Raw genomic sequence first — 19,895 nt, forward strand, 5'->3', positions numbered from 1 at the left:
GCGGGGTGGAGCAGCCCGGTAGCTCGTCAGGCTCATAACCTGAAGGTCACAGGTTCAAATCCTGTCCCCGCAACCAACACTCAACACACAGCAAAGCCCGCCAGGTCCAACGACCTCGCGGGCTTTGCTGCGTCCGGGGTAGGCGGGTTCAGGACCTGGAGATGCCGTGGCCGCGTGGAAACGGTCGCGGTGGGCGTGGCGCGCCTCCTCAGCCGAACTGGCGCCAAACAGCGCGCTCATCAACAGGGCTCACCGCAACTGGACCCCGGCCTCCGCCGGGGTACGATGAAAGTGGTTCCTCGGGATCGACGGCGTCTTTCGAGCTCAGGCGTCAAGCGCGGCTTCGCTGCTTTGCCGGTGTTGCGTGGGTCCGCAGAGGATCTTCATGGTGCTGCGGCCGACCACGGGCGGCCGCGCTAGCGGCGGGCCGGGGCGGTGCTGCTGCGGACGACGAGTTCGTGGGCGAGGGTCAGCTGGCGGCGGGCGGGCGTCGTGCCGCGCAGGATGTCGACGAGGAGCTCCACGGCGCGCTGGCCGATCAGGTCCTTGGGCTGGGCGATCGTGGTGAGCGGCGGCGAGAAGAAGCGGGCGAGGGGCAGGTCGTCGAAGCCGATCACCGAAACCTGGTCGGGACAGGAGAGTCCCGCCTGGGCGATCGCGCTGATCGCCCCCATCGCCATCTCGTCGCTGAAGCAGAAGATCGCGGTGACCCCGCCCGCGAGCAGTTCGCCCGCGCGCTGGAAGGCGGAGGCGGCGGAATAGTCGCCGGCGCGCAGCTGCAACTGGTCGCCAACCCCGTGCCGGTCGGCGGCGCGCAGCGCGCCCGTCAGGCGATCGCGGCTGATCGGGCTGATCGCCGGGCCGGTGATGACGCCGATGTCGCGGTGCCCGAGCGCGATCAGATGCTCGATCGCGTCGCTGCTGGCGGCGGCATTGTCGATATGGACGCTCGGCACGCCGATGTCGGGGCTGTATTCGCAGCCGTTGACGATCGGTGCTGCCGTCCCCTGGGCGGCGAGCAGCGGCGCGAGGCTGGCCGGAAGGCGGTGGCCGAGGAACACCAGCCCGTCGACCTCGCGGCGCGAGAGCATGTCGGCGTACTGATCCTCCACCTCCGGATCGTGGCGGGTGTCGCCCACCACCACCGAATAGCCGGCATCGCGCGCGGCCTCCTCCGCGCCGCGGATGACGCTGGCGAAGAAGGGGTTGGAGATGTCGGGCACGGTCAGCAGGATCTTGGCGGCGCGCAGGGTGCGCAGGCTGCGCGCGGCGACGTTGGGCTGGTAGCCGAGCGCATCGACGGCATCGAGCACGCGCCGGCGCGTCTGCTCGGCCACGCGCGCAGGCTGGCTCAGCACGCGCGACACCGTCGCGGTGGAGACCCCGGCGACGGCGGCGACCTGGATGATCGTCGTCATGCCCACTTCATGTCGCCTGCGGCGAACCGTGTCGATAGCTGGTGATGTAATCCTTTACATGGCGGTTCGCGCTGTTAGGCTACCCCGTGAGAGCAGGAAAACTGCGGCGGAGGGGATAAGCGCATGGTCGCTGCCGAAGGGACGTTGACGGGTGACGTGCGCCCGGCGTCGGGAATGCTGACGGGGCGGCTGAGCGCCCTGATGTTCATGCAGTTCTTCATCTGGGGCGCGTGGAACGTGACCCTGGGCCTGGTCATGCAGACGGTCGGCATCGGCAACCTGATCGCCAACGCCTTCTCCGTGGGGCCGATCGCCTCGATCGTGGGCTCCTTCCTGCTCGGCATGGCCGCCGCGCGCTATTTCAGTCCCAAGATGCTGATGGTGATCCTGCACCTGGTGGGCGGCGTGCTGCTGTTCGTGCTGCCCTCGCTGGTGACGCCCGAGCATGGCGACAGCTTCGTCTGGCTGCTGCTGGGCTACATGATCCTCTACATGCCGACCGTGGGCCTGGCGAACACCATCGCCCTCAAGAGCTTCGGCGAGCGGGTCGACCGCTTCCCGTTCGTGCGCGCGTTCGGCACGCTGGGCTGGATCGCGGCGGGGCTCATCATCGGCTGGGCGGGTCTGTCGGCGAGCCCGCAGATCTTCACCATCGCCGCGGCGGTCTCGATCGCGCTCGGGCTCTACAGCGCCACCCTCCCCAATGTGGAGGCGGACGCCCCGCGCGACGAGAGCGTGATCCGGCAGGTGCTGTGCATCGAGGCGTTCGGCCTGATGCGCCAGCGCTCGTTCCTGATCTTCATCGCCTGCGCGACGCTGATCTCGATCCCGCTGGCGATGTATTACGCCTATGCCTCGGCCTATATCGGCACCGCGGGCATCGAGAACGTCGGCGGCACCATGGCGATCGGGCAGATGTCCGAGCTCGCCTTCATGTTCTCCATGCCCTGGCTCTATCGCCGCTTCGGCGTGAAGCCGCTGCTGCTGGTCGGTATGATCGCCTGGGCTGTGCGCTATGCGCTGTTCGCGATCGGCGACGGCGGTGATTCGCTGTGGGCGATCTACCTGGGCGTGGCGCTGCACGGCGTGTGCTACGACTTCTTTTTCGTAGCGGGCGCGATCTACACCGGCACCATCGCCTCGCCCAAGGGCGTCAACGCGCAGGCGCAGGGGATGCTGACGCTGTTCACCTATGGCGTGGGCATGCTGCTCGGCTCGCAGATCGGCGGCCTGCTCTACGCCCAGCTGCCCGAGACGCCGAGCGTCGCCGACTGGCAGCACATGTGGTGGTACCCCGCGATCGCGGCGGCGGTGGTCGCGATCCTGTTCCAGATCAGCTTCCGCGACCAGACCAAGGGAGAGGCGCGCGCATGACCGCGATGAAGGGGCCGGGCATCTTCCTGGCGCAGTTCCTGGGCGACACCGCGCCCTTCGACACGCTCGACGGGCTGGCCGAATGGGCGGCGGGCCTCGGCTTCGTGGGCGTCCAGATCCCGTGCGACCCGCGGCTGATCGACCTGAAGACCGCGGCCGAGAGCAAGGACTATTGCGACGAGCTGCGCGGGCGGCTCGCGCGGTTCGGGATCGAGCCGACCGAATTGTCGACGCATCTCCAGGGCCAGCTGGTGGCGGTGCACCCGGCCTATGACGCGCTGTTCGACGGCTTCGCGCCGGCCGAGGTGCACGGCAGGCCCGACGCGCGCCAGGCCTGGGCCGTCGAGCAGGTGACGCTTGCCGCCAAGGCGAGCGCCAACCTGGGGCTGTCGGCGCATGCGACCTTCTCCGGCGCGCTGGCCTGGCCCTATGTCTATCCCTGGCCGCAGCGGCCCGCCGGGCTGGTCGAGGAGGCGTTCGCCGAACTGGCGCGGCGCTGGACGCCGATCCTCAATGCGTTCGAGGATGCGGGCGTGGACTGCGCGTTCGAGATCCACGCCGGCGAGGACATCCACGACGGCGCATCGTGGGAGCGGTTCCTGGCGGCGGTCGGCGAGCACCCGCGCGCGCGCATCCTGTTCGATCCGTCGCACTATGTGCTGCAGCAGCTCGACTATCTCGACTTCATCGACCGCTATCACGACCGGATTTCGTGCTTCCACGTCAAGGACGCCGAGTTCAACCCGAGCGGCCGTTCGGGCGTCTATGGCGGCTATGAGAGCTGGGTGAACCGGGCCGGGCGCTTCCGCTCGACCGGCGACGGCCAGGTCGACTTCGTCGGCGTGTTCAGTAAGCTTGCCCAATATGGCTACAAAGGCTGGGCGGTGCTGGAGTGGGAATGCGCGCTCAAGCGCTCCGAGGACGGCGCGCGCGAGGGGGCGCCGTTCATTCGCGACCACATCATCCGCGTGACCGAGCGCCCGTTCGACGACTTCGCGGCGAGCGGCGTCGACCGGGCCGCGATTCGATCGCTGCTGGGCCTGAAGGAAGGCGAGGCGTGATGCGGCAGCCGCTCCGGCTCGGCATGGTGGGCGGCGGCGAGGGCGCGTTCATCGGCGCCGTGCATCGCATGGCCGCCGCGCTCGACGGCGACTGGCGGCTGACGGCCGGCGCGTTCAGCACCGATGCCGGGCGCAACCGCCGCACCGGCGAGCAGCTGGGGCTCGATCCCGCGCGCGTCTATGACTCGCTCGACGCCCTGCTGGCGGCCGAGCGTGCGCTGCCGGCGGAGGCGCGCATCGATGTGCTCGCGATCGTGACGCCGAACCACCTCCACGCGCCGATGGCGATCGCCGCGCTGGAGGCGGGCTTCCACGTATTCTGCGAAAAGCCGATGGCGATGAGCGTCGCCGAGGCGGAGGCGATCGCGGCGGCGGCCAAGGCGAGCGGGCGGACGTTCGCGCTGGCTTTCACCTACAGCGGCTATGCGCTGGTCGAGGAGGCGCGCGTCCGGATCGCGCGCGGCGACCTGGGCGCGATCCGGTTGGTGCAGGTCGAATATCTCCAGGGCTGGCTGAGCGCGCCGATCGACGAGGCCGGCAACAAGCAGGCCGAGTGGCGCACCGACCCTGCGCGCGCCGGGATCGGCGGCTGCCTGGGCGACATCGCCACCCATGCGTTCCAGCTGGCCGAGCATGTGTCGGGGCTGCGCGCCGAGGCGGTGGCGGCGGACCTGACCATCCATGTGCCCGGACGGCGGCTCGACGACGACGTGAGCGCGCTGCTGCGCTTCGGCGGCGGCGCGCGCGGGACGCTGAAGGCGAGCCAGGTCGCGGCCGGCGAGGAAAACGGCCTGAAGTTGCGCATCCATGGCGAGCGCGGCGGGCTGGAATGGGCGCAGATGGAGCCCAACACCCTCACGCTGCGCTGGCTCGATCGGCCGGCGGAGATCCTGCGTGCGGGCGGGCCGGGCTTGAGCGACGGCGCGAGCGGGCTGCTGCGCACCCCCGCGGGGCATCCCGAGGGCTATGTCGAGGCGTTCGCCAACCTCTATCGTGGCTTTGCGGCGGCGCTGCGCGGCGAGTCGGGCGGCTGGTTCCCCGGCGTCGGCGACGGGTTGCGCACCATGAAATTCGTCGAGGCCGTGGTCGCCAATGCGGCCTCGGACCGGAAGTGGACCAGGATTGATCCGGGAGAGAGTGTATGAAGCGTATCATCAGCCTGGGGGCGGCGGCAGCGATGCTGGTCGTCACCGCGGCACCAGCCGTGGCGCAGACCGCGCCGCCGCCCGCCTTTGCCGCCTGCAAGGCGTGCCACACCGTCGACAAGGGCGGCCGCAACGGCGTCGGCCCGAACCTGAACGGCGTGGTCGGCCGGCCCGCGGCCGCGGTGCCGGGCTTCAACTATTCCAACGCCTTGAAGGCCTCGAAGCTTCGCTGGGACGAGGCGACGCTCGACCAGTTCCTGGCCGCGCCCACCAAGAAGGTGCCGGGCACGCGCATGCCGATCGGCATGGCGGACGCCGCCAAGCGCAAGGCGATCATCGCGTTCCTGAAGGCGCAGGGCGGCAAATGATCGGGCGGGGGGCATGACGGTCTCGCGTCGCACCGTGCTGGCTGCCGGCGCGGTCGCGCCGCTCGCGGCGAGCGCCGGCCTGGCGCAGGGCGGCGGCGGCTCCAACGCCGCCCGCTTCTCGCTGGGCTATGCGCCGCACGAGGGCAGCTTCGCCAGCCGCGGCGGCCTGCTCGAGCAGATCGCCTATGCCGCCGACCAGGGCTTCACCGCCTGGGAAGACAATGAGGCGCGCAGCCGGCCGGTCGCGGAACAGGAGCGCATGGCCAAGGCGCTGCAGCAGCGCGGCATGGCGATGGGCGTGTTCGTCGCCAGCATGCCGAAATGGTCGCAGTCGCGGCCGCTGCTGGGCGCCAACGACGGGGCCGAGCGCGAGGCGTTCCTGGCCGACGTCCGCAGCGCCATCGACGTCGCCAAGCGGCTCAATGCCAACCGGATGACGGTGGTGACCGGCTTCATGGACCCCAAGGTGCCGGTGGAGATCCAGACCGCGCGGGTGATCGACGTCATGCGCCGCGCCGGCGACATCGTCGCGCCCCACGGCATCGCGATGGTGATGGAGCCGCTCAACACGCGCACCAACCATCCCGGCGTCTACATGCAGAGCATCGCCCAGGGCTATGCCGTGGCGCGCGGAGCGAACAGCCCGGGCGTGAAGATCCTGGCCGACCTCTACCACGAGCAGATCCAGTCCGGGAACCTGATCCCGGTGATGGACGCCTGCTGGAGCGAGATCGGCTATATCCAGTTCGGCGACAATCCCGGGCGCAACGAGCCCGGCACCGGCGAGATCCATTACGCCAACATCGTCCGGTGGCTGCGCCAGCGCCGCTATCCCGGCGTGATCGGCATGGAGCACGGCAATTCCATCAAGGGCCGCGCGGGGGAGGACCGGCTGATCGCCGCCTATCGCGCGATCGACGCACAATGACCGGGGAGGGACGGATGCCCCGCACTATGGGAGGAGAAGCGAAGTGATCGATCGCAGAACGGCACTTGCCGGCGTGGTCACGATGTTCGGCGCGGGGCTGTTCGCCCCGATCGCGCGGGCGGCCGGTGCCGCCCAGGCATCCCGGATGCCGGTGATCTCCGACGGCCCGCCGAGCACGGCGGTCTTCACGCCGGACCAGCGCGCCCTGGTGACGGTGCTGAGCGAGCGGATCATCCCGACCACCGACACGCCGGGCGCGATCGCCGCGGGCGTGCCGATGTTCATCGAGAAGCTGCTCGCCGACTGGGCGGTGCCGGACGATCGCAAGCCGATCCTGGCCGGGCTGCAGGCAGTCGAGGCCCGCAGCCTGAAGGATTATAAGGTCTCCGCCGCCAAGGCGACGCCGGAGCAGCAGGATGCGCTGCTGACGCTGGCGATGAACGGCCAGATCCCGGGCGGCAAGGACTTCTTCGAGGCGATGCGCCAGATGGTGATCACCGGCTATTACACGTCGGAGATCGGCATCACCCAGGAGCGCGAGTATCTGCCGGTGCCGGGCGAATACAACGGCGCCTTCCCCTATTCCCAAGTCAACAAGGTCTACAGCGCATGATCAGCCGCCGTACCCTGCTCGCGGGCGCCGGGGGCGTCGCGGCCGTCGCCCTGTCGGACCGGATCGTCCCGGCCGCCCTTGCCGCCCAGATCCCGGCGGTGGGGATCCAGCTCTACACCGTGCGCGAAATCTTCCAGAAGGACCCGGTGGGGACGCTGGGGCAGGTGGCGCGCATCGGCTATCGCGAGGTCGAGTTCGGCGGCGGCGGCTATGACGCGATGGACCATGCGCTGCTGCGCCGGACGATGGACCGGCTGGGGCTGCGCGCGCCGTCGGTACACATCGGCTATGACGCGCTGCTCGGCCAGTTTGAGCGATCGGTGGCCATGGCCAAGACGCTGGGCGCGGACACGGTGGTGCTGCCGTACATGACGGACCAGCACCGCACGGAAGCCGGGTGGAAGGCGGCGCTGCCGAACATCGCGCGCTTCGGCGCCGAGCTGAAGAAGGCGGGGCTGGGCTTTGCCTATCACAACCACGACTTCGAGTTCACGGTGAAGCCGGGCGGCAAGAGCCTGTTCGACCGGCTGATCGAGGAGACCGATCCGTCGCTGGTGCAGGTGGAGCTCGACCTCTACTGGGCCGCGCACGCGGGCGAGGACGTGGCCGGGCTGATCGAGCGGCTGAACCGCCGCATCTATGCCTATCACGTCAAGGACATGCGCGCCGACCGCAGCATGACCGCCGTGGGCCAGGGCAAGACCGACTTCGCCGCGCTGTTCCGCCTGAAGGGAAGCGCCGGGGTCCGCCACTTCTATGTCGAGAACGACGAGGCGCCCGCGCCCTATCTTCCCGACATCACCACCAGCTTCAACACGCTCCGCGCGCTGCGGTTCTGAGCACGTACGGCCAGGGGAACAACATCATGGCTTCGACCAACAGGTTCGACGCGATCGTCATCGGATCGGGCGTGAGCGGAGGCTTCGCCGCCAAGGAACTGACCGAAAAGGGGCTGCGCGTCCTGATGCTCGACCGGGGCGTCATGGTCGAGCACGGCGAGGGCTATCCGTATGACGGCAAGCCGGCGTTCGACGTGCCGGCACGCAACATCATGCCCAAGCCGGTGATGGACAGCAATTACTTCATCGCGCGCCACGGCTATGTGCAGCCCAGCAACCAGCGCTTCTACAACGACGACCGGCAGAACCCCTATGCCTATGACGAGGGCGACAAGTTCTACTGGATCCGCCCGGGCGCGGTGGGCGGCAAGTCGCTGATCTGGGGCCGGTGGAGCTTCCGCTGGGCGCCCGAGGACTTCGAGGCGAACAAGCGCGACGGCATCGATGGCGTCTGGCCGATCGGCTATGACGACGTCGCGCCCTGGTACAGCTATGTCGAGAAGTACATCGGCGTGTCAGGCTCGCGCGAGAACCTGCCCTATCTGCCGGACAGCGAGTTCCAGCCGCCGATGCCGATGAACGTCGCCGAGCAGTGGCTGAAGCAGCGGCTGGAGACGAAGTTTCCGGGCCGCAAGCTGATCCACACCCGCCTGTCCAACCTGACGGAGGACAAGCCCGAGCAGAACCGCACCAAGTGCCAGATGCGCAACCAGTGCGGCAACGGCTGCTCGTTCGGGGCCTATTTCTCGACCCAGGCGGTGACGCTGCCGGCGGCGCGGGCGACCGGGCGGCTGACGCTCCAGTCCGACGCGGTGGTCACCAACGTCGAATATGATGCCGCGCGCAAGCGGGTGACGGGCGTGCGCTACGTCGATGCCAAGACCGGCCAGGCGCAGACGGTGTCGGCCGACCTGGTGTTCGTCTGCGCATCGGCGATGGCGTCGGTTCAGATCCTGATGAACTCGCGCGCCGCGGGAAGCGACCGTAGCCATTTCGACAGCAGCGGAACGCTCGGCCGCTATGTGATGGACCATATCTTCCGCGTCGGCATGGAGGGCGAGGTGCCCGGCATGACCGACCTGATCGAATATGGCCGACGGCCCGGCGGCGTCTATATCCCGCGTTTCCGCAACATCGGCGGCGACGAGGGCGTGGGCTTCAAGCGCGGCTACGGCTACCAGGGCAGCGCCAGCCGCGACCCGTCGCCGCCGGTCGGCTTCGGCGCATCGATGAAGCAGGGCCTGCGCCGCTATGCGCCCTGGAAGTTCAGCATGGGCGCGTTCGGCGAATGCCTGCCCTACAAGGACAACCGCGTGTCGCTGCACGCGAACAAGGTGGACCGGTTCGGGGTGCCGCTGATGCGCTTCGACGTGCGCTTCCGCGACAACGAGCTCAAGATGATGGCGGACGCGCGGGTGCAGGGCGAGGCGATGCTGAAGGGCGCCGGCCTCCTCAACGTGCGCAGCTGGGAGGGCGAGCATGTGCCCGGCGACGCCATTCACGAGATGGGCGGCGCGCGCATGGGCGCCGATCCCCGCACCTCGGTGCTGAACGGCTGGAGCCAGGCGCACGACGCGTCCAACCTCTATGTGACCGACGGCGCGCAGATGACCTCCGCCTCCTGCGTCAATCCGTCGCTGACCTACATGGCGATGACCGCGCGCGCGGCCGACCATGCGGTGAAGCAGCTGCGACAGGCCTGAACCGCGGGCGGGCGCCGGGATGCCGGCACCCGCCCGGCCGGTCAGGCGGCGCTACGGCCGCCGGCCGGCGGGGTTTGGCGCAGGCTGGACGAGCCTTCCCACAGGTTGATCCCGCCTTCGCCGGCATGGGCGTCGATGCGGGCGAGCTCGTCGTCCGAGAAGTCGAGGCGCTTCAACGCATCGAGGCTGTCGTCGAGTTGGGCGACGGTGCGCGCGCCGATCAGCGCCGAGGTGACGCGGGGGTCGCGCAGCACCCAGGCGATCGCCATCTGGGCGAGGCTCTGGCCGCGTGCCTGGGCAATGGCGCCGAGCGCGCGGACGCGATCGAGATTCTCCGGGGTCAGCAGCCCCTGCGACAGCGAGCCGCCGCGCGAGGCGCGCGCATCGGCGGGGACGCCGCCGAGATATTTGTTCGTAAGCATGCCCTGGGCGAGCGGGGAAAAGGCGATGCAGCCGGTGCCCAGGTCCGCGAGCGTCTCCAGCAGGCCCCCTTCGATCCAGCGGTTGAGCATCGAATAGCTCGGCTGGTGGATGAGGAGCGGCACCTTGTGCTCGGCAAGGATGGCCGCGGCCTGGCGGGTCAGCTCGGGCGAGTAGGAGGAGATGCCGACATAGAGCGCCTTGCCCTGGGCGTGGATCTGGGCGAGCGCGCCCATCGTCTCCTCCAGCGGCGTGTCGGGATCGACGCGGTGCGAATAGAAGATGTCGACATAGTCGAGGCCCATGCGCTTCAGGCTCTGGTCGCAGCTGGCGATCAGATACTTCCTGCTGCCGCCGATGCCGCCGTACGGCCCGGGCCACATGTCCCAGCCGGCCTTGGTGGAGATCAGCAGCTCGTCGCGGTGGGCGCGGAAATCGTGCGCCATCACGCGCCCGAAATTCTCCTCCGCCGAGCCATAGGGCGGGCCATAGTTGTTCGCGAGATCGAAGTGGGTGACGCCGCGGTCGAACGCGCGGCGCAGAATCGCGCGGCCGGTCTCGAACACGTCCGCACCGCCGAAATTCTGCCAGAGGCCGAGGCTGATCGCCGGCAGGTCCAGGCCGCTGCGACCGCACCGCCGATAGGGCATACGCCCGTCATAGCGCGCGGGATCGGGCTGGTAGGGGGGCTCGAACGACATTCGGCAGGTCTCCGGTTGCGGGGGCCTGCGCCTTGTAGATGCAACGGCGTGCCGGAGCTATTCCGGACGCGGCCCCGGGAAGGGAAAGCGCGCGCCAGCCGGCGGCGCGGTGCCGCCGGCTGGACGTGCGAGGATCCCGGCGGGTGCCGGGAGGGTCGATCAGCGACCGCCCGAGCTGCCGCCCGAGCTGCCGCCGGTGCTGCCACCCGAGCTGCCACCGGTGCCGGTGGTTCCGCTGCCGGTGCTTCCGGTGCCCATCGTCCCGGTCGTGCCGGTGCCGGTGGTGCCAGTCGTTCCGGTGCCGGTGGTGCCGGTCGTGCCCGTGGTGCCGCTGCCGCCTGAGCTGCTCCAGCTACCGCTGGTGCCGCCCGAGCTGCTGGGAAGGCCGTCCGGAGACGTGGTGGTCGAGCCGGGCGTGGTCGATCCGCCCGGTGCGGTCGTAGTGGAACCGCGGTTCGTCTTCGAGCCCCGGCGCGACGGGCGATCGGACCGGTCCGGGGTCGTCGTCGTCGAGGTGTCCGGGCTGGTGGTCTGCGTACCGCGCTGCATGTCGCCGGTCGTTTCCGTGCCCGGGGTGGTGGTCGGATTCGCCGTCGGGTTCGTCGTCGTCGGGCTCGTCGTCGTCTGGGCGATCGCGGCGGCTGAGCCACAAACCGCCAGCATACCGATCAGGATTGTCTTACGCATGATGGGGTTTCCTTCTCCAAAACCGAGGGCTCAACGCCGTGGGTTGCAAGAAGTGCCATGTTTTCGCCAAGATTCTTGGCCGAAAAATCCTTAGATTATCATAGGTTGATTCCACCGCATTGGGCGCGGTGGAGCAGTTTCTGGTCGGCGAGGACTAGCGCGACCATTGCCTCTACTACGGGTACGCCGCGGATGCCGACGCAGGGGTCGTGCCGGCCGCGGGTGGCGAGCGTCGTCGCCTCCCCTTCCCGGGTGATGGTTTCCATCGGCGTCAGGATCGAGCTGGTCGGCTTGAAGGCGACGCGCAGGCGGACGGGCTGACCGGTGGCGATCCCGCCCGCGATGCCGCCGGCGTGGTTGGCGAGGAATCGGGGCCCGTCCTCGCCCGGGCGCATCGGATCGGCATTCTCTTCGCCCGAAAGCGCGGCGGCCGCGAAGCCGTCGCCGATCTCGACGCCCTTGACCGCATTGATCGACATGGCGGCGGCGGCGAGCTCGCTGTCGAGCTTGGCATAGAGCGGCGCGCCCCAGCCGGCAGGCACGCCAGTCGCCTCGCAGGCGACCACGGCGCCGAGCGACGAGCCGGCCTTGCGGGCGCGGTCGACCAGCGCCTCCCAGCGGACCGCGGCTTCGGCGTCGGGGCAGAAGAAGGGATTGCGGCCGATCTCGGCGGCATCGAAGCGGGCATAGTCGATCGCGTCGCCGCCGATCGCCTCGACCCAGGCGGTGATCGTCACCTCCGGGATCACCCGCCGGGCGACGGCGCCGGCCGCCACGCGCGACGCGGTTTCGCGCGCGGAGGAACGCCCGCCGCCGCGATAGTCGCGGAAGCCGTATTTGGCGTCGTACGCATAGTCGGCATGGCCCGGGCGATAGGCCTGGGCGACCTCCGAATAATCCTTGGAGCGCTGGTCGACATTCTCGATCATCAGCGAAATGGGCGTGCCGGTGGTGCGGCCCTTGAACACGCCGGAGAGGATGCGCACGGCATCGGGCTCGCGGCGCTGGGTGGTGAAGCGCGAGGTCCCGGGGCGGCGCGCGTCGAGGAACGGCTGGATGTCGGCCTCGGTCAGCGCGAGGCCCGGCGGGCAGCCGTCGACCACCGCGCCGATCGCGGGGCCGTGGCTCTCGCCCCAGGTGGTGAAGCGGAACACCCGCCCGAAGCTGTTGACGCTCATGCGGCCTCCCCCAGCAGCGCGAAGGCGCCGGCGTGCGTCGCCTCGCCGCGCACGCCGCAGGGCATCGCACCCTGCTGCAGCGGCAGCGCCAGCAGATAGTCGCCGGCATAGGGCGAGGCGAAGCCCTTCGCCCAATCGGCGGCAAAGCCGAAGCGGCCGTAGTATTCGGGATCGCCCAGCACGAAGCAGAGGTGCACGCCTGCGTCGGCGAGATGCTGGAGCCCGGCGCGGACCAGCGCCTCGCCCACGCCTTGGCGGCGGTGGGAGGCGGCGACCGCGACCGGCGCGAGTGCAACCGCGGCGATGGGCTTGCCCGCGATCTCCACGGCCATGCGGCTGAACGCCACCATGCCCGCGAGCATGCCGTCGTCCTCGTCGTCCGCGACCAGCGTCAGCACCATGTCGCCGTCGATGCACAGCCGCTGGACCAGCATCGCCTCGTCGGGTGCCGGAAAGGCGGTGCGCAGCAGCGCGTCGATGGCGGCTACGTCCCCGCCCGAGGCCGGGCGGATGGTGATGCTCACGACAGCGCGATGTCGGGCGCGTCCTCGGCCTTCATGCCGATGACGTTGTAGCCACCGTCGACGTGGTGGATCTCGCCGGTGACGCCGCTCGCCAGGTCGGAGAGCATGTAGAGGCCGGCGCCGCCCACGTCCTCGATGGTGACGTTGCGGCGGAGCGGCGAGTTCAGCTCGTTCCACTTCAGGATGTAGCGGAAGTCGCCGATGCCCGAGGCCGCGAGCGTCTTGATCGGGCCGGCCGAGATCGCGTTGACGCGGATGTTGTCGCGGCCGAGGTCGACCGCCAGATACTTGACCGAGGTGTCGAGCGCCGACTTGGCCACGCCCATCACGTTGTAGTGGGGGACGACCTTTTCCGAGCCGTAATAGGTCAGCGTCAGCAGGCTGCCGCCGTTCGGCATCATCTCCCGCGCGCGCTTGGCGACGGCGGTGAAGCTGTAGACCGAGATGTTCATGGTCATCAGGAAGTTCTCGAGGCTGGTGTCGTAGTAGCGACCGCGCAGCTCGTTCTTGTCGGCAAAGCCGATCGCATGGACGACGAAGTCGATCGTCGGCCACTTCTGCGCCAGCTCGTCGAACGCGCGGTCGAGCGCGCCCATGTCCGACACGTCGCATTCGATCAGCGTGTCCGAGCCCAGCTGCTCGGCGAGCGGCTTCACGCGCTTGCCCAGCGCCTCACCCTGATAGGTGAAGGCCATTTCCGCGCCCTGCTCGTGGAGCGCCTTGGCGATGCCCCATGCCAGCGAACGATCGTTGGCAAGCCCCATGATGAGCCCACGCTTGCCCTGCATCAGTCCCGTCACGCCGCTGTATCCTCCTGTGGTCCGGCCGGCTCCTCTAGCCCCGCTTCGGGGGTTTCCGCCAGCGCCGCGTTCAACTCTGCGCCGACGACCACCCCCAACCCCACGACGAAGAAGAAGATCAGCGCGATCATGACGCCTGCCAGGCTGCCGTAGGTGAGATCATAGCCCCCGAGCAAGTCGAGCGACAGCGGCAGCAGCGCGGTGGTGCCCAGCCACCAGCCGGCCGTCAGCGCCGCACCCGGCCATTTGGGGCACTTGCTGTAGCGGTACTTGCTGGGGGTGAGGGTGTAGAAGAGCATGTAAAGCGCGACGAACAACGCGACCGCCGGCGCCAGCCGCGCGACCGAGAGGATGCGCGCCGTGTCGGTCAGGAACGGCATCACGCGCAGGATGAACTGCTCGACGCCGAGCAGCGCCACCTGGAAGCTGAACGCCGCCATCGCCAGGATCACCGAGCCGACGATCAGGCCGATCGAGCCCAGGCGATATTCCCAGAACGGCCGGCTGAAGGGGATGCCATAGGCCTGGCGCAGGATCGAGCGCACCGTCTCGATGAAGCCGGTGGTGGTCCAAAGGCCCACCAGCGCGCCCAGCCACAGCAGCGAGCCCGAGCGCGCCTGGAGCACGTCCAGGATCGGCTTTTCCAGCACGCTTGCGACTTCGGGCGGGACGGTGCGCAGGAACGCCTCGACCGCGTGGACGCCGTCGCCGGTGCGCCCCACCAGCCGCGCGACCGCAGCCGCCACGATGAAGAAGGGGAACAGCGTCACCAGCGAGAGATAGGCGAGGTTGCCGGCGTGGGTGAAGCCGTCGGTATAGGTGCCGACCGCGACCCGGCGCAGGATCTCGATCACCCGCTCGCTCAGCCCCATGCGCGACAGCAGCGGCGCACGGCGGTGCCGCCGTGCCTCCGGGCTCTCGGGGGAAACCGCGCCGATCGGAAGGTCGGAGCCGACGCGGGGATCCGTCACAGGCCGAGCTTCGAGCGGGGATCCTGATCGCGGCCGGGCCAGCCCTGCACGAATTCGACCAGCGCGTCGTCGCCGACCGGCAGGTCCACCATCAGCGTCACCAGCTGGTCGCCGCGGCCGCCGCCCTTCTTGTGGAAGCCGCGGCCCTTGAGGCGCAGCACCTTGCCCGAGGTCGAGCCCTTGGGGACCTTGAGCATCACCGCGCCCTCGACGGTGGGCACGCGCACTTCGCCGCCCAGCACCGCCTCCGCCAGGCTGACCGGCAGGTCGAGCCGCACGTCGTCGCCGTCGCGGGTGAAGAAGCGGTGCGGCTGCACCTCGAGGGTGACGATCGCGTCGCCGGGGCCGCCGGGGCCAGGATCGCCCTTGCCCGCGAGGCGCATCTGGGTGCCGCTTTCGAGGCCAGCGGGAAGCTTCAGGTCGATGGTCTTGCCGTCGCGCAGCATGATCCGCTGCGGGCTGAGCGTCGCGGCATCGGCAAAGGAGACCGCGAGGCGATAGGGGACGTTGGCGCCCTTGGGCGCCTGCCGCCGGCCGAAGCTGCCGCCGCCAAAGCCGCCGCCTCCGCGCTGGCCGCCGCCGAACAGCCCCTCGAACAGATCCTCGAAGCCGCCGGCATCGCCGCCGCCGCCGAAGTCGAACTGGGTGCGTCCGCCGCCGCCCGGGCGGGGGCCGCCGCCGCCGAAGCCGAAGGGTGCGGTGGGATTGCCTTCGCCGTCGATCTCGCCGCGATCGAACCGGGCGCGCTTGTCCTTGTCGGTGAGCAGGTCATAGGCCTGGGTCACCTGGCTGAAGCGCTCGGCGGCCTTGGGATTGTCCTTGTTCCGATCGGGGTGCAGCTCCTTGGCGAGCGTACGGTACGCCTTTTTAATGTCCGCTTCGCTCGCGTCGCGGGCCACGCCCAGGGTTGCGTAAGGGTCTGCCATGCCCGTTAGCTAGGCGGTGCAGGGCGCGGCGGCAATGGGTCGGCCGCATCCATTTCCATGGCGGAACGAAGCCTGCGGGCGGCCGTTTCACGAGGTCATGACCGCCTGCGCTTCCCCCGCCCGTCGCCGCCTGCTCGTCCAGTCCGCACTGCTGCTCCCGCTGCTTGCCCTGCCGGGCTGTGCCACGACGCTGGGAAGCTATGGCGTGGAGGAGGGCGTGCGGCGGCTGCTGACGCTGTCGAGCCAGCGCGCCTTTGCCCGGCTGACGGAGCCCGGCGGCTTCTATGACGACCAGCTGACCCGGCTGACGCTGCCCGATACCGGCGGCAACGACGTGCTGGGCGCGCTGCTGCGGACCAATGCGGTGCGCAGCCGGGTGGCGATGGCGCTGAACGACGTGGCGGTGGATGCGGCCGAGCGGGCGACGCCGGTGGTGCTTGATTCGATCCGGTCGATGAGCGTCACCGACGCGATCGCGATCCTGCGAGGCGGGCCGACCGCAGCGACCGACCTGCTGCAGCGGCAGGTGGGCGGCGCGCTGGTGGAGGCGATGTTCCCCGAATTCTCGACCGGCCTGCGATCGGACGCGCTGGAGATCCTGACGGCGGTGGCGGGTGCGCGCACCGGCATCGACTATATGGCGCTGGCACGCACGGGCGCGGAGCAGGCCGGGCAGGCGATCTTCCGCGCGATCGGGCGCGAGGAATCCGCGATCCGTGCCGATCCGCGCAGCACGCGGGACCCGGCGCTGATCGCGCTGCTGGCGGGAAGCGCGCTGGTGCGCTGAGGCGCCTTCAGTCCTCGATCGGCGCGACGTCTACCGAGACGGACATGGTCTGGGCGCCGGAGCCGAGCACGACGCCGTCGATCGGCGCGATCTCTGGATAGTCGCGGCCGACCGCGACGATGACATGGTCGTTCGCCATCCAGATGCCGTTGGTCGGATCGACCCCGATCCAGCCGAGCCGGTCGCCGCACCACAGTAGCACCCAGGCGTGGGTCGCGTCCGCCCCCACCAGCCGCGGCGCGCCCGGCGGCGGCAGGGTGCGCAGATAGCCCGAGGCATAGGCGGCCGGCAGCCCGGCGGCGCGCAGGCCGGAGATCATGATCTGCGCAAAATCCTGGCAGACGCCGCCGCGCTGGGCGAAGGCGACGTGCGGGGGCGTGTCGACCAGCGTGGCGGTGGTGTCGAAGGCGAACTCGCGCTGGATGCGCTGGGCGAGCGCGATCGCCGCCTCCAGCGCGCCGCGGTCCGGATCGAGCTCCTCCGCGCACCAGGCGCCGATGTTGCGATCGAGCGGGATGTGGGGCGAGGGGAAGAGGTAGCTCGCGGGGCTCGCCGGGCCGACGTCGCGGCTGTCGCGCGCCCAGGCGGCGATCTCGGCCAGGGTCGGGTCGTCGGCGGCGGGCATCGGCAGCGGCCGGTCGACCGTCATCCGCGCGCGGCTTTCGATGGTGAGCTCCCGCTCCGGCTTTTCGACGACGAGCCGCATGACGTTGGCGAGCCCGGCCTGGGCGCGTGCGGGGGCGATCTCGCCGCCCGGCTCCACGGAGAGGTGATAGTCGTCGAGCGTCTGGCCGGACCAGAGGATCGGCTTGAGCCGCAGGTTGCATCGCGCGAAGCCGGCCGCATCGGCATATTCGAAGCGGGTCACATGGCGGATGGCATAGCGCATCATGCGAGCGTCAGCCCGGAGCCGCGCAACGGCTCGGCCCCCTGGAGGAAGTAGCGCGCGGCGATCGCGTCCGAGAGTTGCATGAGCTTGGCCTCCAATGCGCCGATGGTGGCGGGATCGAGGCTGGCGGCGGTGGCGGTGGCGACCATCGCCTGGACCGCGGCTGCCACGGCCTGCTGCGGCTCCGCCAGCCCGGAGTCGGAGAGCACGGGAAGCCGGGCGAGATGCTCGGCGATCGCCCCCACCTGAAAGGCGATGGCGCGCGGATTGCCGGGGTCGAGCGCGACCAGGTCCAGCACGGGCAGGCGACCGAAGCTGGTCAGATAGCGCTGGCGGTAGCTGATCTGGCTGTCGGCGAGATCGAGCAGCGTGGAGAGATCGTCCGAGGTCGCCTCGCAGCCGGCAAAGGTGCGAAGCGCGCGGGTGATCGCGAGCGCCCGCTCCAGCCGGCGGCCGAGATCGTGGAAGCGCCAGGCGTCGGTGCGCGCCATATGCTCGGCCGAGAGCCCGGCAAGGGCGGCATAGCGGCGCTGGAGCGAGCCGGCACGGTCGAGCAGCCCCCCGCGGCTGGGGTGGGGCGCGTCGAGCAGGCGCATCATGTCCGCCGACAGCCGATCGCGCGAGATGGCGCCGATGCCGGCCGCCAGCCGGTTGATCTGCCGGACGTTGTGCCACTGGCCCTCGGCGCCGTCGATCGCGACGCGGGCGAACTCGACGAGCTCGCGGCGGCGGCGGCCGGCGGGCGCGGGGGCGGCGCCCGCGTCGGCGATCAGCGCGACCAGCCGCGCGACGGTCTCGTCGGCGAGCGCCGCACCCGTGTCCGCGCTGATCGAATGGCCGAGCAGCACGCGGGTTGCGCCCAGCAGCGCCTCGCCCCGTTCGAGATAGCGGCCGAGCCAGAAGAGATTGTCGGCGACCCGGCTGGGCAGGGTGCCGGGGTTGCGGCGCAGCTCGACCGCGCCGGCGACGGGCAGGAGCGAGACCGGGGGCACCGGGTCGGCGCCGTGGACGCAGACGTCGGCGGACCAGCTTCCCTCGCCCATCACGGTCGCGCGGGTATCCGGCTCGCCGCCCAGGCGCGCGAAGCCGCCGGGAAGCACCGCCCACCGGCCGTCCGCATCGCGCGCGGCGAAGACACGCAGCGTGAACGGCCGTGGGGCGAGCCGCTCCCCCTCGGCAAAGGGCATGGTCGAGAGGCAGACTGCTTCCTGGCCGACATAATCCTGCGGCCGGCGTGCCATGTCCTCGGCCAGGAGCTGGCGGGCGTCGGCATCGAGATCGGCACCGAGCACGGGGCCGCCGCCCGGAAGGCCGAGCGGCACGGCGCCGAACGCGGGTGCCACCACCATCTGATCCAGGTTGGCGAGCACGTGCGCGCGCTCGGCCGGCTGGCCGCACCACCAGGTGGCGATGTTGGGAAGCTGGAGTGGGGCGCCGTTCAGCCGCTGCGCGAGCGCGGGGAGGAAGGCGGAAAAAGCCGGTGCCTCGAGCATGCCGGCACCCGGGGCATTGGCGACGACGACGTTGCCGGCCGCCATCGCGTCGATGAGGCCGGGCACGCCGATCGTCGAGCTGGCGTCGAAGGCGAGCGGATCGAGCAGGCGGGGATCGACCCGACGGCACAGCGCGTCGATCCGCTTCAGCCCCGCGATGGTGCGGACGTAGAGCCGGTCGTCGCGGACGGCGAGGTCGGCGCCCTCGACCAGCAGGAAGCCGAGGTAGCGGGCGAGATGCGCCTGCTCGGCATAGCTGGGGTTGAGGCGGCCGGGCGTGAGCAGGCCGATGCGCGGTTCGCTGCGGCGGCAGGTGGCGGCGAGGCCGTCGCGCATGGCGGCAAAGAAGGGCGCGTGGCGGCGGACGTTGAGCCGGCCCTGCAAGCCGCCCAGCGTACGCGCGATCGCCAGCCGGTTCTCCAGCGCATAGCCGGCGCCGACCGGCGCGCGCAGATGATCGGCGAGCACGCGCCAGCGCCCGTCGGCGTCGCGGCAGAGGTCGGCGGCGAAGAAATGGAGATGGTGGCCGCCCGGCGGCGTCACCCCCACCATCGGCCGCAGGAACAAGGGGCTGCCGGTGACCAGGGCAGCCGGGATCGCGCCATCCGACACCAGGCGTCCGGGGCCGTAGAGATCGGCCGTCACCGCCTCGACCAGTTCGGCGCGCTCGGCGATGCCGGCGGCGATCGCCTGCCACTCGGTGCTGTCGATCAGCAGCGGGACCGGCGACAGCGGCCAGCGGCGCTCCTCGCTCTCGCCGGGCATGCGGTGGCCGAGGCCGATGTCGTCGGCCTGGCGCTGCGCGCGTTCGCGGGCGTGGCCGAGCGAGTCGCCCGCGGCGGCGGCAAGCTCCTCCAGGGCCGCGAGCCAGGCGGCGCGGCCCGCCGAATCGCACAGCACGTCGCCGGCAGGCGCCTGGGCGCAATAATCGGCGGCCCAGCGGCCGGCGATGGTGCGAGCGTCGAACAGGCTGGCTAGGGCGGGGCTCGCCAATTCAACACTCCGGTTGCAGCTGGAGGGTGTCGACCACAATCCGTGCCGCGGTGCAACCGCAGGTGGTGGCGGCGTGC

The 19,895-nt window shown here is 70.3% G+C and carries 19 protein-coding genes; 9 read left to right on the top strand and 10 right to left on the bottom strand.

Translation table 11 applies throughout. The features are described 5' to 3' along the window. Nucleotides 1–416: 416 nt before the first annotated feature. On the bottom strand, nt 417–1,418 hold the full coding sequence (locus tag EO081_RS08180) for a LacI family DNA-binding transcriptional regulator (RefSeq protein WP_129341497.1): 1,002 nt from the start codon (nt 1,416–1,418) through the stop codon (nt 417–419). 123 nt (nt 1,419–1,541) lie between these two features. On the opposite strand from EO081_RS08180, the gene EO081_RS08185 reads away from it, so the two are divergent. The 8 genes from EO081_RS08185 to EO081_RS08220 are packed head-to-tail and all read left to right on the top strand — an operon-like array spanning nt 1,542 to nt 9,449. Beyond that, the gene (locus tag EO081_RS08185; RefSeq protein ID WP_129341498.1) at nt 1,542–2,792 is read left to right on the top strand and encodes an MFS transporter; all 1,251 of its coding nucleotides are present in this window, start codon (nt 1,542–1,544) and stop codon (nt 2,790–2,792) included. After that, nucleotides 2,789–3,853: a sugar phosphate isomerase/epimerase family protein gene (locus EO081_RS08190; protein WP_129341499.1), complete on the top strand. Its 1,065-nt coding sequence runs from the start codon at nt 2,789–2,791 to the stop codon at nt 3,851–3,853. Before EO081_RS08185 ends, EO081_RS08190 begins: the two co-directional genes overlap by 4 nt. Continuing rightward, complete coding sequence (locus EO081_RS08195; RefSeq protein WP_165284563.1) at nt 3,853–4,998, top strand: Gfo/Idh/MocA family protein; 1,146 nt, start codon at nt 3,853–3,855, stop codon at nt 4,996–4,998. Before EO081_RS08190 ends, EO081_RS08195 begins: the two co-directional genes overlap by 1 nt. Further along, nucleotides 4,995–5,366, top strand: coding sequence for a c-type cytochrome (locus EO081_RS08200; RefSeq protein WP_129341500.1), 372 nt, complete (start codon nt 4,995–4,997; stop codon nt 5,364–5,366). The genes EO081_RS08195 and EO081_RS08200 overlap by 4 nt, the downstream gene beginning before the upstream one ends. 13 nt (nt 5,367–5,379) lie before the next feature. Then, the gene (locus EO081_RS08205; protein ID WP_129341501.1) at nt 5,380–6,294 is read left to right on the top strand and encodes a hydroxypyruvate isomerase family protein; all 915 of its coding nucleotides are present in this window, start codon (nt 5,380–5,382) and stop codon (nt 6,292–6,294) included. Between the two features lie 43 nt (nt 6,295–6,337). Beyond that, nucleotides 6,338–6,907: a gluconate 2-dehydrogenase subunit 3 family protein gene (locus EO081_RS08210; RefSeq protein ID WP_129341502.1), complete on the top strand. Its 570-nt coding sequence runs from the start codon at nt 6,338–6,340 to the stop codon at nt 6,905–6,907. Continuing rightward, entirely contained in the window at nt 6,904–7,746 is an 843-nt protein-coding gene (locus EO081_RS08215) for a sugar phosphate isomerase/epimerase family protein (protein WP_129341503.1), read from the top strand. The genes EO081_RS08210 and EO081_RS08215 overlap by 4 nt, the downstream gene beginning before the upstream one ends. 26 nt (nt 7,747–7,772) lie before the next feature. After that, the gene (locus EO081_RS08220) at nt 7,773–9,449 is read left to right on the top strand and encodes a GMC family oxidoreductase (RefSeq protein ID WP_129341504.1); all 1,677 of its coding nucleotides are present in this window, start codon (nt 7,773–7,775) and stop codon (nt 9,447–9,449) included. A gap of 41 nt (nt 9,450–9,490) precedes the next feature. On the opposite strand, the gene mgrA is transcribed toward EO081_RS08220, so the two are convergent. From mgrA to EO081_RS08255, 7 genes are all read right to left on the bottom strand, one after another. Continuing rightward, nucleotides 9,491–10,570, bottom strand: coding sequence for an L-glyceraldehyde 3-phosphate reductase (mgrA, locus tag EO081_RS08225; protein WP_129341505.1), 1,080 nt, complete (start codon nt 10,568–10,570; stop codon nt 9,491–9,493). Nucleotides 10,571–10,729: 159 nt separating this feature from the next. Continuing rightward, nucleotides 10,730–11,257: a hypothetical protein gene (locus EO081_RS08230; RefSeq protein WP_129341506.1), complete on the bottom strand. Its 528-nt coding sequence runs from the start codon at nt 11,255–11,257 to the stop codon at nt 10,730–10,732. A gap of 98 nt (nt 11,258–11,355) precedes the next feature. Further along, entirely contained in the window at nt 11,356–12,435 is a 1,080-nt protein-coding gene (aroC, locus tag EO081_RS08235) for a chorismate synthase (protein WP_129341507.1), read from the bottom strand. Then, nucleotides 12,432–12,959 (bottom strand): GNAT family N-acetyltransferase, encoded by a 528-nt coding sequence (locus tag EO081_RS08240; protein WP_129341508.1) that lies wholly within the window; start codon nt 12,957–12,959, stop codon nt 12,432–12,434. Before EO081_RS08240 ends, aroC begins: the two co-directional genes overlap by 4 nt. Beyond that, nucleotides 12,956–13,759 (bottom strand): enoyl-ACP reductase FabI, encoded by an 804-nt coding sequence (gene fabI, locus EO081_RS08245; RefSeq protein WP_125961322.1) that lies wholly within the window; start codon nt 13,757–13,759, stop codon nt 12,956–12,958. Before fabI ends, EO081_RS08240 begins: the two co-directional genes overlap by 4 nt. Beyond that, nucleotides 13,756–14,631, bottom strand: a complete 876-nt coding sequence (locus EO081_RS08250) for a YihY/virulence factor BrkB family protein (RefSeq protein ID WP_129342418.1) — start codon at nt 14,629–14,631, stop codon at nt 13,756–13,758. Before EO081_RS08250 ends, fabI begins: the two co-directional genes overlap by 4 nt. A 95-nt stretch (nt 14,632–14,726) precedes the next feature. Beyond that, nucleotides 14,727–15,656 carry a DnaJ C-terminal domain-containing protein gene (locus EO081_RS08255; protein ID WP_129341509.1) on the bottom strand — a complete coding sequence of 310 codons (930 nt, stop codon included), beginning with the start codon at nt 15,654–15,656 and terminating at the stop codon, nt 14,727–14,729. A gap of 97 nt (nt 15,657–15,753) precedes the next feature. Between EO081_RS08255 and EO081_RS08260 the strand changes: the two genes are divergently transcribed. Continuing rightward, entirely contained in the window at nt 15,754–16,443 is a 690-nt protein-coding gene (locus tag EO081_RS08260; RefSeq protein ID WP_129341510.1) for a DUF4197 domain-containing protein, read from the top strand. Nucleotides 16,444–16,450: 7 nt separating this feature from the next. Here the strand turns inward: EO081_RS08260 and EO081_RS08265 are convergent, their stop codons facing one another. Both EO081_RS08265 and EO081_RS08270 read right to left on the bottom strand, forming a co-directional pair. Beyond that, nucleotides 16,451–17,332 carry a transglutaminase family protein gene (locus EO081_RS08265; RefSeq protein WP_129342419.1) on the bottom strand — a complete coding sequence of 294 codons (882 nt, stop codon included), beginning with the start codon at nt 17,330–17,332 and terminating at the stop codon, nt 16,451–16,453. After that, nucleotides 17,332–19,818: a circularly permuted type 2 ATP-grasp protein gene (locus tag EO081_RS08270; protein ID WP_129341511.1), complete on the bottom strand. Its 2,487-nt coding sequence runs from the start codon at nt 19,816–19,818 to the stop codon at nt 17,332–17,334. The genes EO081_RS08265 and EO081_RS08270 overlap by 1 nt, the downstream gene beginning before the upstream one ends. Between the last annotated feature and the right edge of the window lie 77 nt (nt 19,819–19,895).

The organism is Sphingomonas desiccabilis (genome assembly GCF_004135605.1).
In the GTDB taxonomy this organism is placed as follows: Bacteria; Pseudomonadota; Alphaproteobacteria; order Sphingomonadales; family Sphingomonadaceae; genus Sphingomonas; species Sphingomonas desiccabilis.

Coding starts and splice junctions, on each gene's coding strand:
- EO081_RS08180 (WP_129341497.1), bottom strand. CDS start 1,418: ATGACGACGATCATCCAGGTCGCCGCCGTCGCCGGGGTCTCCACCGCG.
- EO081_RS08185 (WP_129341498.1), top strand. CDS start 1,542: ATGGTCGCTGCCGAAGGGACGTTGACGGGTGACGTGCGCCCGGCGTCG.
- EO081_RS08190 (WP_129341499.1), top strand. CDS start 2,789: ATGACCGCGATGAAGGGGCCGGGCATCTTCCTGGCGCAGTTCCTGGGC.
- EO081_RS08195 (WP_165284563.1), top strand. CDS start 3,853: ATGCGGCAGCCGCTCCGGCTCGGCATGGTGGGCGGCGGCGAGGGCGCG.
- EO081_RS08200 (WP_129341500.1), top strand. CDS start 4,995: ATGAAGCGTATCATCAGCCTGGGGGCGGCGGCAGCGATGCTGGTCGTC.
- EO081_RS08205 (WP_129341501.1), top strand. CDS start 5,380: ATGACGGTCTCGCGTCGCACCGTGCTGGCTGCCGGCGCGGTCGCGCCG.
- EO081_RS08215 (WP_129341503.1), top strand. CDS start 6,904: ATGATCAGCCGCCGTACCCTGCTCGCGGGCGCCGGGGGCGTCGCGGCC.
- EO081_RS08220 (WP_129341504.1), top strand. CDS start 7,773: ATGGCTTCGACCAACAGGTTCGACGCGATCGTCATCGGATCGGGCGTG.
- mgrA (WP_129341505.1), bottom strand. CDS start 10,570: ATGTCGTTCGAGCCCCCCTACCAGCCCGATCCCGCGCGCTATGACGGG.
- EO081_RS08230 (WP_129341506.1), bottom strand. CDS start 11,257: ATGCGTAAGACAATCCTGATCGGTATGCTGGCGGTTTGTGGCTCAGCC.
- aroC (WP_129341507.1), bottom strand. CDS start 12,435: ATGAGCGTCAACAGCTTCGGGCGGGTGTTCCGCTTCACCACCTGGGGC.
- EO081_RS08250 (WP_129342418.1), bottom strand. CDS start 14,631: ATGGGGCTGAGCGAGCGGGTGATCGAGATCCTGCGCCGGGTCGCGGTC.
- EO081_RS08255 (WP_129341509.1), bottom strand. CDS start 15,656: ATGGCAGACCCTTACGCAACCCTGGGCGTGGCCCGCGACGCGAGCGAA.
- EO081_RS08260 (WP_129341510.1), top strand. CDS start 15,754: ATGACCGCCTGCGCTTCCCCCGCCCGTCGCCGCCTGCTCGTCCAGTCC.
- EO081_RS08265 (WP_129342419.1), bottom strand. CDS start 17,332: ATGCGCTATGCCATCCGCCATGTGACCCGCTTCGAATATGCCGATGCG.